This is a genomic window from Catenulispora pinisilvae, assembly GCF_015356865.1.
Classification (GTDB): domain Bacteria; phylum Actinomycetota; class Actinomycetes; order Streptomycetales; family Catenulisporaceae; genus Catenulispora; species Catenulispora pinisilvae.
The window spans coordinates 1-14330 of record NZ_JAAFZA010000252.1 but is presented as its reverse complement, the minus strand read 5'-3'; the positions used below and the strand labels follow the sequence as shown (position 1 = coordinate 14330).

Genomic DNA, 14330 nt, shown 5'->3' with positions numbered 1-14330 from the left:
CGGACAGGCCTGGGAGTGGGTGTTCGAGCAGCCGATCGGCGCGGCGGTGGAGCGTTTCTTCGGCGACGACACGGTGCGCGGCGTCGTGCTCACCGACGCCCTGATCGGCACCGACACCTGGGCCGGGAACGCCGGCATTGCGCAAGATCCACATTAGGGCGTGCGCTCGGGCCCCTCGGCTCAGCCGTCGCCGATCAACGTTGATCAGGCTGGTTAGGGCCGGTCCCGCACCGATTCGTGGTCGTCGGTGTGGGACCGGCCCTTTGCCGTACGGCCGAGTCCTCAGTTGGCGTCGACCGGTTCGAGCCGGTCTGTGATCGGCACGCGGGATCCGCGTCCGGCTGGGTGCACGATCACGGCCGAGAACGCTTGCTCCAGATAGGCGCGCTGCTCGGTCAGGGAAAGCCGTCCCGCTCGCCAGTCCGCACCCAGGGACGCCGGGATCTCGGCGTTCGCCGCCGTGGCCTTCAGGTGGGCATTGCGGTCTTTGAGCAAGACCCGCTCTTCAGTCTCGTACTCGTGCAGATCGGCGTAGTACCGCTCCGCCGACAGTCTTCCCGCCTTACGCGCGGCCTTGGCTGCGGCCATGTTCTCCCGCACCTGCTGCAACTCTCCTGCGCGACCCCACGGGACGGGGGCGGCCGTCGCCTCCCGCTTGGCGGCCTCAAGCTCGTACTTGGCAATGGCCAGTTCGATCAGGGCGGCATCGGTCTTCGCCCCCTCGACCTTCACCCCGCCGCATCCGCCCTCGCCTGTGGACTGACAGGTGTACCAAAAGAACCCTTCCGGCTTGCGCGCGGACGGCGGCGCCTTGGTCGCGCGCATCGCACAGTCACACTTGCCACACCGCAGGGTCCCAGTGGCCATGTACTTGCGGGAGTTGGTCCCGGCCCCACGTCCCGACGCCTCCCCGATGATCTCCAACAAGGCCGTCCACCGCTCCGGGGTAATCATCCGCTTCCACTGCCCAATCACCGGGTTCCCCTCGGCATCGACCAGCGTAAGCACATGCCGGGACCCGCCCTCAGCCTCGGCACCGTCCTCACCGGTCACCGTGAACATCCGATACCCGGCCATACGCGGGTTGCGCAACATCGCCCTCAGACCCTCGGCACGCCACTTCTTACCCCGCGACGTCACGATGCCCGCCCGGTTCCACTCGGCACAGATCACGTACAAGCCACGGCCCTTAAACAGGTCGAACACTGCTTTGCGCAGCAAACGCGCCTCCGGCGGGTTCAACGTCCGCTTGTCCTCGCACCACCCGAACGGACGGGTTCCCCCGGTCGGGATCCCCTCCCGCTGCAACGCCTGATGCTTGCGCTTGACCCGCCGCGCTGTCGCAGCACTCTGCGCATTGTTGAACGCCGTGATCACCCGGGCGTTCGTCCGGCCGGACTCGGTCGTCAAATCCAGCGCCCCAGAGTTGTCCAGGATCAAACGGCCGAAACGCTGCACGACATCGATAGAGTCCTCCAAATCGCGGTTGTCCCGCGTCAGCCGGTCCAGATCCGGGCAGATCAGCCCGTCCAGCCGCTCCCCACCCGGCGCCACACCCCGGCGCAGATCAGCCAGGGCCTTGCGGTACACCGGCCGGATCACCCGGTATTCCACGGTGCCATCCTCGGCCACTACCCGACGCCGCTTGTAGGCCGAAGTCTGCGGCTCGTCGTAGACATAGACCACTCTCCCGCCCCGAGCCTCGATGTTCGCTGTGCATTCGGCTATCTGCTCGTCCCGGTTGTTGATGTCCAGACCGGTCCTGGGGGCACGCCGGGCGGTCTGATCGTCGGTCCCGGACTCCTTCAAATGCCTACGGCGGCGGGACTCGTCCGACAACCGCGCCAGGATCGCGAAGTTCAATCCGGCCAGGTCACCGACGGCGTTTCGGGCTGATGGGAGTGCCTTCGTGTTCATACTTAATGGTACATCTGACAATGTGCTGTCGTCAGCCCCAAGGGGTACAGCGCCGAACCCCGGGAGTAAAGTCCGCGCCCTTGCGGTCAGGCGCGCAGGCGGCGGCCGCGTACAGCGCGAACTTGACTCCCGAGAACCGGCACTGTAGGCAAAGCCCTGCCGACGCGACCGAGGGGAACGAACCGAAAACCGGCCGGAGAAGTGCAAGGCCCAGTGGTTCGGTACCGGCGGCTCGGCGAGTTCGGCCGCCGGTCCAGGTGTGGCAACGCGGCAGTTCTTGGTCCAGGTGCTGGCATTGCGGCAATCGTGGGGTGGGGATGTCACCTTGCCAGCGCGGCGCCGGATCAGCGCGGCGCCGGATCAGCGCGGCGCCGGATCAGCGCGGCGCTGGATTCGTGCCGCGCCGGACTCGCGCCGCGCCCCTACTTCAAAGTCCCCGCCGTCAGCCCGGCCTGCACCTGCCGTTGGAAGGACAAGTACACCGCCATCACCGGCAGCATGGCGATCGTCATCCCCGCGAACAGGGCCGGGAAGTCGCCGCTGTAGCCCTGTGCCACCATCAGTGACACCAGGCCCTGCGACAGCATGTAGTGGGGTGGTTCGCCGTGCTGCGACTGCATCAGCACCACTGGGAGTAGGTACTGGTTCCACTGGCCCAGGATGTTGAAGATGCCCACGCTGATCAGGCCGGGTTTGGCCATGGGGAGCATGACCTGGAAGAAGGCGCGGGTGTGGGATGCGCCGTCGATCAGGGCTGCCTCGTAGACCGCTGATGGCAGGGTTCTGAAGAAGGCGTGCAGGAAGAACACCGTGAAGGGCATTGAGAAGGCGACGTAGACCAGGATCAGGCCTTGGTAGGTGTTCAGCATGTGCAGCTTGCTCACCTGGAAGAACAGTGGGACCAGGGCCAGGTAGACCGGGAGCATCACGCCGCTGACGAACAGGTAGTAGATGAATCTGTTGCCGCGGAACTCGAATCTGGCCAGGACGTAGGCGGCCATTGCTCCAAGGAGCATCGTCAGTGATACCGAGAACACCAGGACGATGACTGTGTCCTTCAGGTATGTGCTGATGCCGGTGTGCCAGGCGCGGGAGAAGGCGCCGAAGGACCAGTGGTGGGGCCAGGACCAGGCGCTGCCGTTGAGTTCGCTGGCGTTTTTGAAGGCGCCGAGGACTACCCAGAGGACCGGGCCGAGGATCATGATGGCCCAGATCGCCATGAAGCCGGTGCCGAAGACGTTCAGGGTGGCGCCGGATTCGCCGAAGCGGCGGGAGCGTTCGGGGCGGGGGCGTTTGCCTTTTGCGGAGCCTGGGGTGTCGGCGGAGCCCGGGGTGCCGGGGGTGCTCTGCGTCATGTCGGCTGCCATGTCGTCTCTTCCTCCGCGCTCAGTACTCGAGGCGCTCGCGGCGCGTGGCGCGCAGGACGACGAGCGAAAGGATCAGGGTGATGAAGAAGATGACGACGCCCATCGCGCAGGCGTAGCCGGCTTTGCCCAGGACCTGGAAGTTGCGCATCAGGTACGTGGACAGGACCTCGCCGTGTTCGTCCGGGCCGCCGCCGAAGCTGGAGCCCGGGGTCAAGGTGGCGACCAGGGCGAAGGCGTCCATGGCGGCCACGGCCAGGTAGACCCAGGCGGTTTGGACCGAGTCCCACAGCAGCGGCATCGTGACCTTGAAGTAGGTCTGGGTGCGGCCGGCGCCGTCCAGGAGGGCCGCCTCGTAGTAGTCGCGGGGGATCTGTTGCATCGCCGCGGAGAACAGCACCAGGTAGAAGCCGACCCACTGCCACACCAGGATGAACATGATGCACCACAGGACGAACGTGGGGGAGTTCAGGAATTCCCAGGGGTGGTTCGCGTCGGTCAGGCCGAGTTTGATGACGATGGCGTTGAACAGGCCCACGCTGTTCGACTCGTAGGCGGACTGGAACAGGATCACGATGATCGCGACCGAGAGCACCTGCGGGAAGAAGAAGACGATGCGGAAGAAGGCCGAGCCCGGGATGCCCTTCACGCCGCCCAGGCCGCCGCGGCGGCCGCCGACGTTCAGCATGAAGGCGAAGAACATCGCCAGGGCGATGGTGACGGTCGGGAACACGATCAGGATGATCATGTTGTGGGTCAGGGCCTTGAGGAAGATGGAGTCGTGGAACAGGTCCACGTAGTTCTTCAGGCCCACCACCTTGGTCGGCGGCGCCACGCCGCTCCACTCGGTCAGGGAGTAGCCGAAGGTCTCTATGTAGGGCCAGATGACGAAGACGAGGTAGACCAGCAGCGGCCCCGCGAGGAAGGAGGCGATGAACAGCCGCTCTCTGGTTTTCTTGCGCAGCCGCATGGCGCGTGCTCCCGGGGGAGGAGGGGGGACTGTGGCAGGTGTCGGGCCGTGGACGGCGGCCGGGTTGCCGGCCGTCCACGGCGTGCTCAGGGGGTCAGGAGGTCGAGGTGGGACGCTTGAACTTCTGGACCGAGGAGTCGGCGGCGCACTTGTCGGCCGCGCTCTGGGCGCGGTTGATGAAGTCGGCCGGCTTGATCTTGTTGGCCATCAGCTGGCTCATCGCGTCTTCGAGGTCCTTCTCGAACTGCGAGTACCAGTTCAGGTAGTACCACGCGATGTACTGGCCGTTGGCCGCCTGGTACAGGTCGTTGCTGGACTTGGTGCCCGGCAGCAGCTTGGCGGAGATCTCCGGGGTGATGGCGTCCTTCACCACCGACAGCGAGTTGGCGTTCTGGGCGAAGGAGGCGCCGCCGGCCTTGGAGCACATGATGCGCAGGAACTCCAGGCCGCCGGCCTGGTTCTTGGCCTTGCTCGGGACGATGAACGGCTCGCCGGCCTCGGCCCGGACCGCGGTCTGCGGCATCTTGTCCCCGGCCAGCGAGGGCATGGCGAACACGGCCATGTCGAAGCCGGGGGGTGTGGCGGTCAGCTGCTCGTTCTCCAGCCAGGAGCCGCACGGGATGACCGCGGCCTTGCCCTGGTTCCACAGCGTCTGGGACTGGATGTGGGTCAGGCCCTCGGTGCCCGGGAGCATGTAGCCCTTGTCCACCAGCTCGTAGATGGCGTTGACGCTGTTCACGACCGCGTCGGCCTTCCAGGCGTTGGGCTCCAGGTTGTCGATGGCCGTCTGCACGTCCGGGCCGCCGTTCTTGGCGACCATGTCCATCAGCGGCACCAGCATGTAGTAGGGGTACTTGCCCTGGTGCGCGAACGGGGCCATGCCGGTGGCCTTGATGGTCGCGCACAGCGTCATGAAGTCGTCCCACGTGGTGGGGACCTGCCAGTTGTTCTTCTTGAACGTGGAGGCGGAGTACCACAGGCCGAAGACCGTGAACACGTAGTTCAGCGAGAACATGTTCGCGCCGAGCTGGCCCTGTTCGATGGTGCCGGCCAGCAGGGTGTCGCGGACCTTCTTGCTCGGGTCGTCGATCGAGGGCGCGTTCAGCAGCTGGTCCAGGTTGGTCAGCTGGCCGCTGCCGTGCAGCACGTCCAGCTTCAGCTGCTGGGCGCCGGAGTCGTCGATGACGTCCGGCGGGGTGCCGGCGTTGAACCGGGGCTGGAGGTCGCCGGTGAGGTTCTGGCCGCTGTGGTGCGAGACCGAGGCGCCGGGGAAGTCCTTGGTGTACATGGCCTCGAAGGCCTTGGCGTAGTTGTCGCCGTAGCCGCCCTTGAAGACGTAGACGTCCAGGGGGTTGGAGGCCTTCACGCCGAACGGGTTCTTCGGGTCCGAGGCGTTCGCGGCGGTCGAGCCGCTGTTGTTGGTGTTGCTCTTGCTGCTGCCGCTGCCGGCCGCGCAGCCGGCCGCCAGGGCCGAGCCGGGACCGACCATGGCCGCGATCGCGGCTGAGCGGACCAACATCTGCCGGCGGGAGACGTCGGCGGGCAAACCGTGTTCTGACACTGTCGTTCTCCTGATCGACGAGAAGCGGTGCGCCGGGGGGTTCCGGCTGGTGCGGGAGGTGCGCTCGTGCGGTGTGCTCAGGTGATGCGAGTGCTCGGCCGTACGGTGGTGCGCGCTGGTGCGGTTCTGCTCGGTAGTGCGGTTCTGCTCGAGTTGCTCGGTAGGGTACGAGATTTTGCTAGCTGGCGGTAGGTATCGAAAACAATCGCTCACGGACGTCCGGGGTCGGCACCGGCCCGATCCGGGCCAGGGCCAGCCAGGCCGCGGCCGCCGCGCCGTCCTCGGCCACGGCCACCGGGGCCGCCGGCCATCGCTCGCGCAACGTCCGCCGCACGTGCTCGGCGACCGGCGTCGGATGGGTCAGGACGCTTCCGGCCAGGACGATCGGGGTCGCGGCGTCCGGGCCGCGGACCGCGGCCAGGGTCGCGGCCAGGTGCTCGGCGGCGCGCTCGACGATCGACGCGGCGACCTGGTCGCCGGCCGCGCAGGCGGTGGACAGCAACGGGGCCAGCCGGGCCAGCGCCGTCGGGGGTTCGGCCATCACCGCGGCCACCAGGTCGCGGGCCGTCAGCGGGCCGGCGGGGCCGAGGCCGGGATGGGTATCAGGGTTCGTGGGCGGATCGGCGGGTTCCGGCGTACCGGGAACCATGGGGTCGGGCGGTCGCGGCGCCAGCACGGGGCCGGCGGTGTCTGCGCCTGATGCGTCCGGCGTGCCGGGTGTGGCGCCGGATGCTGAATCGGTACCCGGCCCGGCCCCGGGCAACCGCAACGATTCGATCACGAGGCCGGTCAGCGCGGTCGCCGGCCCGTCGCCGTCCAGCGCGGCCATCGCCGCCAGCACCGCCTGCCGCCCCAGCCAGAAGCCGGAGCCCCGGTCGCCGAGCAGCCAGCCGTGGCCGTCGGCGCGGACGGCCATGGCCCGGTCCTTCACCGCGATCGCCACCGCGCCGGTGCCGGACAGCAGCAACGAGCCCTCGGGCGCGTCGGTGCCGGCGGCGAACGCGATCAGCGAGTCGGGTTCGTACACGATCGGGCAGCGGATCCCGGCTCGTTCCCAGAACCGCGCGAACAGCTCGCGGCCGGGCAGGTCCTCGCCGGAGGGCAGGGCCGAGCCGCCGGCCATGCCGAGCACGACATAACGGACCTTCGCCGGGTCCAGGCCGGTCAGGGCCTGGGTCACCGCCTCGGTCAGGGCCGCCACGGCGCGTTCGGGTCCCAGGCCGGTCGGATTGCCGCCGGAAGCGCGGCCGGCGCCCCGTCTGCGGCCTTCGGGCGTGATCGCCAGGGCCCGCGTCGACGTGCCGCCGACGTCGAGTCCGAGGACCAGCGCCTCGTCGGTCATGGTGGGTGTCGCCTCCGCAGCCGGGTGGAACGTTTCAATTCCACGTTGCGTGGAACTTAGAACCCGGATAATGCGACGTCAAGGGTTGACGGAGAAGTGCAACGTTAACGATGCTGTGGGTGCGCCGATCGGCGCAGCGAAGACCGCCGCCGGTCCTTGAAACGTTCCAAAGGGACTGGCGTCCCCTGGCGGTTTGTCTAGACCTATAGCCCGCGTCTATAGCCGCCCCGGTTCCGACTGTGCCATAAACGAAGCAGGCGGTCTAGACCGCCCGGGGCGGCACCGAAACAGGATGTTGACTCCGACGAACACAGCCGTTTAGCCTCCTCGGCACGGCACCGGGGCGGATCGGGATACAAGGGGCGTGCGTGACGAAGAGTGCGGGCATGCGGGATGTGGCCCTGCTGGCCGGCGTGTCGGTCGGCACGGTGTCGAACGTGCTGAACCGCCCCGACGTGGTGGCCCCGGGCACCCGCGCCCGGGTGCGGGCGGCGATCGCGGAGCTGGGCTTCGTGCGCAGCGAGAGCGCGCGGCTGCTGCGCGCCGGCAGCAGCCAGGTGCTGGCGCTGCTGGCGCTGGACCTGGCCGAGCCGTTCTTCATCGGGGTGCTGCGCGGCGCCGAGCAGGCCGCTCGGGCCGCCGGGTTCGGTGTCCTGGTGATGGACAGCGCCTCCAGCGCCGCCACCGAGGCCACGCACCTGGCGATGCTGGCGCAGCAACGGGTTCGCGGCGTGTTGGTGACTCCCGCCGATGTCAGCGGCACGACGCTGGCCGAGTTCGCCCGCGCGCGGATCCCGTATGTGCTGGTGGATCGCGACATACCGGGTGGAATCGGATGCCGGGTGCTGGTGGACGACGTCGCGGGCGGCGCGATGGCGGTGGCGCACCTGATCGCGGCGGGGCATCGGCGGATCGCCTACGTCGCGGGGCCGCTGGAGCTGCCGCAGTACCGGGATCGGCTGGAAGGCGCGCGGTCGGCGGTCGCGGAAGCCGGCCGCGGGGTGGAGCTCGTGGTGCTGCCCGGCGCGCGGGCCGATGTGAGCGCCGGGCGGGACGCGGCGGAGCGGATGCTCGGGTTGGCGGAGCGGCCGACCGGGGCCTTCTGCGGCAGCGACCTGATCGCCCTGGGCATGATGCAGGGGCTGTTCGCCGCCGGCGTCGCCGTGCCCCGCGACGTGGCGATCGTCGGCTACGACGATCTGGAGGTCGCGGCCGGAGCCGTGGTCCCGCTGACGTCGATACGGCGCCCGGCGACCCGGGTGGGGATCGCGGCCGCCGAGATCCTGGTGGAGGAGAGCGGCGCGGCGGCCGGGCAACATGTGCACCGCGAGTTGGTGTTCCAACCGGAGTTGGTGGTGCGGGCCTCTAGCCTGCCGGGCCCGCCGGGCCCGCCGGGCCTGCGTCCTGGTCTGCCGGGCCCGCGTCCGTCATGACGAAGCCCGGACAACTGAGCACCGGCAGCCGCGGATACTTCGGGTAGCGGGGATCGGTCAGGGCGCGCGTGCACCGCCAGTAGACGGTGCCCTTGCGCGTCTCGTTCCGGTGAACGAAGGCGCACTGCGCACACAGCCCGGGATCAGGCTGCTGATGCTCGCCGCCCATGAGTCCTCACTTCTTCGTCTTCAGCCACTCCTCCTTGTACTCTTCCATGATCGAGTGCAGATGGTGCCCGATCTTCAGGTAGTCCAAGTCGTCCAGGTTCGCCAGCGACACCCGCACCGACCACCCCGGCCCGTCGAAGCCGCCGCCGTTCAGCAGCACCACCGACGCCTGGTGGGCCAGCCGGAAGACCACGTCGGTGGGCTCGTAGGTCTGCGCCAGGTAGTCGGCGAACTCCTTGTTCTCGAAGGCCTCCGCCTCGGCGAGGATGTCGAGCTCGACGTAGTAGCAGGCCCGGCCCGGGTCGTCGCTGATGTGGTGGACGCCGATGCCCTCCATCAAGAGGTCCAGGCGGCGGTGCACGATCGTGCGCAGCAGTTCCTTGTACTCCTGGCCCTCCGGCAGGAGGTCGAACAGGGAGAACAGCATGATCATCGTCTGCTGCGGGGTGGACAGCCCGGCGGTGTGGTTCAGCGCGACCGCGCGGCTGTCGGCGACCAGCCGGTCGATGAACTTGACCTTCTCAGGGTCCAGAGTCAGGGTGCTGTAACGCTGGTTCAGCTCCTCCTTTTTTGCCTTCGGCAGCTTGGCCAACATCTGGTCGAAGACGTTGTCTTCGGCGATCGAGATCACGCCGAGCCGGTGGCCGGTGCTGCCGTAGTGCTTGGAGTAGGAGTAGACCAGCGCCGTGTTGCGCGGGCAGGCGGCGGCCAGCGACCGGAAGCCGGGGACGAAGGTGCCGTAGACATCGTCGGTGATGATGGCCAGGTTCGGGTTCTCGGTCTTCACGATGCCCGCGATCCGGTCGCGCACCCGGTCCGACAACGCCATCGACGGCGGGTTCGACGGGTTCACCAGCATCAGGGCCTTGACCTTCGGATCGGCCAGCTTGTCGACCTCGGAGTCCGGGTAGCGCCACATGTGGACGCCTTCCTCGGTCATCATGTCGGCCTTGACCTGCACCACGTCGAACGAATACCGCTCCAGCTCGGGGATCTCGATGTAGGGCGTGAAGATCGGGGTCATCAGCGCGATGGTGTCGCCCCGGTGCAGGATCCCGTTGGTGACCAGAGTGTCGAACAGGTAACACATGGCCGCCGTGCCGCCTTCGGTGGCGAAGACATCGACCGTGCCGGGGGCCCGGCCGCCGTACATCTCCTCGGCCAGATACGCACGCACCACCTCCTGGCAGTGGTCCAGGATGCGCGGCGGGTCCGGGTAGTGGTCGCCGATCCAGGCGTCGGTGAGCTCGCCGATCCACGCGTCGGCGTCGAACTTCAGCTCGGTGACGCCGTAGTCGACCATGTCCCGGAGCAGCCGCACCCCGGTCATGCCCGGGTTGGCCAGGCAGAAGCGGTCGAAGCGCACCGCGCTGCCGGCCACCTCCGGCATCCCGCCGAGGTTGTCCATCGTCCACACCCGGCGCGACTCCTGGAGCGCGAACGCGCCGAGGGCCAGGAACGCCTCGCGCGGCCCGGTGGCCACCCAGTTGGGATTGCCGCGTCCGGCGTTCAGCAGCTGGGCCGAGGACTTCTTGTGGGCGTCGGCCGCCAGTGCGATCAGCTCACCCTTGAGCTCGAACGGGCTCAGCGCCGACCATTCCTTGATCTTGCCGCGGGACAGGCCGGCCGACTTGACCGTGGAGGGGACGCGCTTGCGCGCCGTGCCGTTCTTGACGCCGGTGGTCTTGGCGGCACCTTTAACGCCGCCGGCCTTGGCCTGGCCGCTCTTGTCGCCGCTCTTGTCGCTGGTCTTGGCGCGCGCCGCGCTCTTCTTCTCCGGGGTGGTGGCGGTCATGCTGCGAGGGGATCACGTGGCGCTGCGGGCAGCGCGCGGGGCTGCGCCGTAGGTGTGAAGCCGGAACGCGGCGGGCTACGGCCCCGGGTTGGGCGGGTTCTCCGGCTGCCAGTCCCGGCCCAGCCGGTTCATGGCCTCGTCGATCCGGTCCCGCTCCTCCGCCAGCACCGTCATCGCGGCTTCCTCGTCGGCGGCGGCCTCGCGCGCGGCGCGTTTCTGCGAGCGGCGCACGGCCAGCCAGCCGCCGTAGGCGATCGCGGCCAGGGAGGCCCACACCATGGGGCGGTTCCACCACGACCGGCCGCCGTGCATGGCCACCACCGAGGCGAGCACGGCATGCATCACGAGACTCCTGTCGCCGACCGGACCGGCGCACCTTTGCGCCCGAAGTGGGCTCCATGATTTCCGGCGGCGTGCGGCCCGGCCTGCGTGACACGCCCGCAGCGCTGCCGGGGTGCCCCCGATCGGGGGAATCGGCCGATGGTCGGCAGGACGGTGTGGTCGGGTGGTCCCACCTGTGCGGCGTCGAAGTCAGTGGCGTTCACCCCCGCGGCCCAGGCCCGAGCCTGGGCCCGAGGAGCAGCATGTCCAGCCGCTCCTGGATCCGCGCCAGGTCCGCCCGGATGTCCGCCACGTCCTTGTGGTCCGCCCCCTCCTCTTCCTCCTTCAGCTCGATCAGCATCCCGCCGCCCGGCGCGATCACCATCTCGCGGACGTCGCGCACGTGTTCGGCCCCCTGCTTGCGCGAGGACGCGATCACGTCCGCCGGCCGCAGCGCCAGCCGCCGCAGTGTCTTGATCTGGAGCTTTCCGTCCCGGATCAGCACGCTGGGGCTGCCCTCCAACATCCGCTCCAGGCGCGGCGCGCGCTGGCTCAGGTAGGCCTGCAACCGGACGAACAACGCGTTGACGGCGATCAGCACCGTCGCCCCGTACACCCCGCCGACCAGCGAGTTGTCGTTGCCGATCACCGCGTTCTGCACCACGTTCGACAGCAGCAGCACCACCGACAGGTCCAGCGTGTTCAGCTGCGCCAGCTCCCGCTTGCCGGCCAGCCGCAGCAGGATCACGATCGCGGCGTAGACGAGGATCGTGCGCAGGGTCTTCTCGCCGTAGGAGATGCCGGTGACGAACATGTCGTGCCACATACGCCCATTCTCCGCAGTGCGCCCCCGCGCCCCGGGGAGGCGGCGCTGGGCCGAACGGGTGGCGGTACTCCCCGTCGGCAGTAGCCCCGGGTGCGCGGCCGGGCGCACGATGTTCGACTGCTGAGGGTGCGGCAAGCGGGTACTGACCAACATCTCGGAGGCCTGATGAACGCCCGGGTCCGGCGGGCCGCCGTGCCTGTGACGCTGGCGGTCGCGGGCATCCTGGTGACTCCGATGTGCGCGAGCGCGGACACCGCGGACACCGTGGTCGCCGGCAGCACAGTCACGTCGGACAGCCACTCCGACCCGCTGTCCGTGGCGGTCCAGGCCGGCGGCGGCCAGGACGTCTCTTACGCGATCGAAGTCCGCAACACCACTGACCACCCGGTCCCCGACGCGGTGATCACCCAGCAGCTCCCGCCGGGCGTGGACTACGTCGCCGCCACCCCGGCCCCGCACCGCACCGGCCGCCACCTGACCTGGACCCTCGCCATCCCGGCCCACGGCACCGCCCGCATCACCACCACCGGCGCGGCCGGCCACCACCTCGGCGCCCGCCCCCTGGCCCACGTCACGCAGGCCGGCACCACCCTGCACCACGGACACCACCGGCAGCCGACGACGACCGTGTGCGCCGGCGAGGACACCGGCCCCCGAGCCTGCGCGACCGGCCGCGGCGCACTGCGATCCGAGGCGCTGACCCGCTGGGAACGCGGCGGGATGGCGCTGGCGATGGCCGGCGCAGGTGCCGTGGCCGCCCTGTGCTTCGCCGGTCTGGGCCTGCGGCGGCGCCGCCGCGTGGCCGGAGCACTGGAGCGAGCCGGCGTTGAAGGGTGACCCGCCGGCCGGTGGGGCCGGAGCAGACGGCGGTTCGGGGGCTCGCGCGCCGGTGCGGTGTTCGGGGGCGCATTCGGCGGACCGGTCGGCGGAGCAGTCGGTGGACCAGTCGGCGAATCAGTCGGCGGATCAGCTGGCGAAAGCAGACTCGGGCACCGGCCTGAACCGGCCCGGCAATTCTGTCGGTTCCGTTGGCGGCGCCGCCCCGCCCTCCGACTCGGTCGGCTCCACTCCGCCGCTGCCCGACCCACACCGCCGCGTCCGCCTTCCCTCCGACCGGCTGCGGCTGATCGGCACCATCGCGCTGGCCGTGCTGCTCGCGGTGGCCGGGGCCGTGGGCCATCGCGCGGGGTGCGACCTGCGGCAGGAGATCCTGCATCGGGCCGCCGCGTTCCCGCGCTTCATGCTCAACGTGGTACAGGTGATCGCGTTCCTGTCGGTGATCGGGGTACCGGTCGCACTCGCGATCGAGCGGCTGATCAAGCGGGAGAACGTGCAGGTCGTCGACGCGGTCGGGGCGGCGACGCTGTCCTACCTCGCGGCGTTCAGCGTCAATGTCGTGACCTCGCATTACCAGGACTCCGCGGTCGCACAGGCGATCGGTGGGGCGACACCGATGCAGGTGCAGCTCGCGGTCGGGGTCGCGGTGGTGACGGTGCTCGGGTTCAGCCGCAGCCAGTACCGCACGCTCTTCTACACCGCCGCCGCGCTCGGCGGGCTCGCGGTGGTGCTGCTCGGCCAGGACTCCGTGACCGGCGTGCTGCTCTCGCTGCTGCTCGGCCGGATCGTCGCCACCGCCTGGCTCTCGGTACGCGGCGTCCTCGACACCCGTCCCGGCATCGCGCGCATCCTTGCCGAGCTGGACCGTGACGGCTTCCGCGCCCACCCGGGCTCGGTGCGCGTGCTGGAACCCGGCGCTGATGGGGCGCGCCGATTCCGGGTCGCCGTCGAGGAGACGCAGCAAGCCGAGCCGCCTGAGTTGGTGCGGCACCTCAGACAAACCACGCAGACCGCGCGAGTGCAGCATGAGCATGCTGAGCAAACGCAGCTAGCCAAGCAAGCCGAGCTAACCAAGGGAGCCGAGCAAACCAAGCAAGTCGAGCAAGCCAAGGGAGCCGAGTTAACCAGGCAAGCCGAGCTGACCAAGCAGCACAAGCAACTCCTCGACCTCTCCGTCCTGGACCAAAGCCAACGTGCCGCCTACCTGGCCTCCCGCGTCTGGCAGTGGATCCGCCTGCGCGGCCCGGTCCGCCGCCGCAGCTTCTTCTCGCTGCGCCGCACCGTCGAGAGCGAAGTCCTGATGGCGATGGCGGTCGAAGCCGCCGGCATCCGCACTCCGCATCTGCGCTCGACCCGGCAAGTGGACCAGGACACCGCGCTGCTCGCCTACGACCACCTCGACGCCCCGCGCCTCGCCGACCTCCCGGACCGCGCGTGGACCCCCGGGCTGCACCAGGGTGTCTGGGCCCTGTGGCGGCATCTGCGCAACCGCCAACTCGCGCACCGCGAGCTCACCACGGACCACCTGCGCCTGGACGCCGACGGCCGGCTCTGGCTCACCGACGTCGGCTTCGGCGAGATCGCCGCCGAGGACGTCCTGTGCCGCCTGGACGGTGCCGAACTCCTGGTCTCCATCGCCCTGCGCGTCGGCCCGGCCCGCGCCACCGAGGAAGCCGTCGACGCGCTCGGCCCCGACACCGTCGCCTCGCTGCTGCCGCTGATGCAGCCGATCCTGTTCTCCGAAACCGTCACCAAAGCCCTGCGCCGCCACCGCAATGCCGCCGAGGCCACCGCCC

Annotated in this window: 10 protein-coding genes and 1 pseudogene; 3 read left to right on the top strand and 8 right to left on the bottom strand. The window is 69.4% G+C overall.

The annotated features are described in order from the left end of the window. Positions 1 to 282: 282 nt before the first annotated feature. From IZR01_RS41090 to IZR01_RS41070, 5 genes are all read right to left on the bottom strand, one after another. Positions 283 to 1917 carry a recombinase family protein gene (locus tag IZR01_RS41090; RefSeq protein WP_194926993.1) on the bottom strand — a complete coding sequence of 545 codons (1635 nt, stop codon included), beginning with the start codon at positions 1915 to 1917 and terminating at the stop codon, positions 283 to 285. Positions 1918 to 2339: 422 nt separating this feature from the next. Beyond that, on the bottom strand, positions 2340 to 3284 hold the full coding sequence (locus IZR01_RS41085; protein ID WP_194898307.1) for a carbohydrate ABC transporter permease: 945 nt from the start codon (positions 3282 to 3284) through the stop codon (positions 2340 to 2342). A gap of 19 nt (positions 3285 to 3303) precedes the next feature. Next, positions 3304 to 4251 carry a carbohydrate ABC transporter permease gene (locus IZR01_RS41080; protein ID WP_194898306.1) on the bottom strand — a complete coding sequence of 316 codons (948 nt, stop codon included), beginning with the start codon at positions 4249 to 4251 and terminating at the stop codon, positions 3304 to 3306. 94 nt (positions 4252 to 4345) lie between these two features. Next, positions 4346 to 5812: an N-acetylglucosamine/diacetylchitobiose ABC transporter substrate-binding protein gene (ngcE, locus tag IZR01_RS41075; RefSeq protein WP_194898305.1), complete on the bottom strand. Its 1467-nt coding sequence runs from the start codon at positions 5810 to 5812 to the stop codon at positions 4346 to 4348. 178 nt (positions 5813 to 5990) lie between these two features. Further along, positions 5991 to 7154, bottom strand: coding sequence for an N-acetylglucosamine kinase (locus IZR01_RS41070; RefSeq protein WP_194926992.1), 1164 nt, complete (start codon positions 7152 to 7154; stop codon positions 5991 to 5993). A gap of 368 nt (positions 7155 to 7522) precedes the next feature. Here IZR01_RS41070 and IZR01_RS41065 point away from each other — a divergent pair, with 368 nt between their 5' ends. Then, on the top strand, positions 7523 to 8587 hold the full coding sequence (locus tag IZR01_RS41065; protein WP_194926991.1) for a LacI family DNA-binding transcriptional regulator: 1065 nt from the start codon (positions 7523 to 7525) through the stop codon (positions 8585 to 8587). A 175-nt stretch (positions 8588 to 8762) separates the two neighbouring features. Here IZR01_RS41065 and IZR01_RS41060 read toward each other — a convergent pair whose 3' ends face one another. From IZR01_RS41060 to IZR01_RS41050, 3 genes are all read right to left on the bottom strand, one after another. Further along, positions 8763 to 10550 carry a bifunctional aspartate transaminase/aspartate 4-decarboxylase gene (locus IZR01_RS41060; protein WP_228561167.1) on the bottom strand — a complete coding sequence of 596 codons (1788 nt, stop codon included), beginning with the start codon at positions 10548 to 10550 and terminating at the stop codon, positions 8763 to 8765. A 75-nt stretch (positions 10551 to 10625) separates the two neighbouring features. Continuing rightward, positions 10626 to 10892 carry a hypothetical protein gene (locus IZR01_RS41055; protein ID WP_194926990.1) on the bottom strand — a complete coding sequence of 89 codons (267 nt, stop codon included), beginning with the start codon at positions 10890 to 10892 and terminating at the stop codon, positions 10626 to 10628. A gap of 199 nt (positions 10893 to 11091) precedes the next feature. Then, positions 11092 to 11697, bottom strand: a complete 606-nt coding sequence (locus IZR01_RS41050; RefSeq protein WP_194898300.1) for a DUF421 domain-containing protein — start codon at positions 11695 to 11697, stop codon at positions 11092 to 11094. Between the two features lie 165 nt (positions 11698 to 11862). Here IZR01_RS41050 and IZR01_RS41045 point away from each other — a divergent pair, with 165 nt between their 5' ends. Continuing rightward, positions 11863 to 12534: a DUF11 domain-containing protein gene (locus IZR01_RS41045; RefSeq protein WP_194926989.1), complete on the top strand. Its 672-nt coding sequence runs from the start codon at positions 11863 to 11865 to the stop codon at positions 12532 to 12534. Between the two features lie 100 nt (positions 12535 to 12634). Beyond that, a pseudogene (locus IZR01_RS41040) lies at positions 12635 to 14330 on the top strand (hypothetical protein); the annotation flags it as partial.

Bases quoted from the DNA above. Each gene is read 5' to 3' on its own strand.
- IZR01_RS41045 (WP_194926989.1), top strand. From the start codon at position 11,863: ATGAACGCCCGGGTCCGGCGGGCCGCCGTGCCTGTGACGCTGGCGGTC.
- IZR01_RS41050 (WP_194898300.1), bottom strand. From the start codon at position 11,697: ATGTGGCACGACATGTTCGTCACCGGCATCTCCTACGGCGAGAAGACC.
- IZR01_RS41055 (WP_194926990.1), bottom strand. From the start codon at position 10,892: ATGCATGCCGTGCTCGCCTCGGTGGTGGCCATGCACGGCGGCCGGTCG.
- IZR01_RS41080 (WP_194898306.1), bottom strand. From the start codon at position 4,251: ATGCGGCTGCGCAAGAAAACCAGAGAGCGGCTGTTCATCGCCTCCTTC.
- IZR01_RS41090 (WP_194926993.1), bottom strand. From the start codon at position 1,917: ATGAACACGAAGGCACTCCCATCAGCCCGAAACGCCGTCGGTGACCTG.
- IZR01_RS41085 (WP_194898307.1), bottom strand. From the start codon at position 3,284: ATGGCAGCCGACATGACGCAGAGCACCCCCGGCACCCCGGGCTCCGCC.
- IZR01_RS41070 (WP_194926992.1), bottom strand. From the start codon at position 7,154: ATGACCGACGAGGCGCTGGTCCTCGGACTCGACGTCGGCGGCACGTCG.
- IZR01_RS41060 (WP_228561167.1), bottom strand. From the start codon at position 10,550: ATGACCGCCACCACCCCGGAGAAGAAGAGCGCGGCGCGCGCCAAGACC.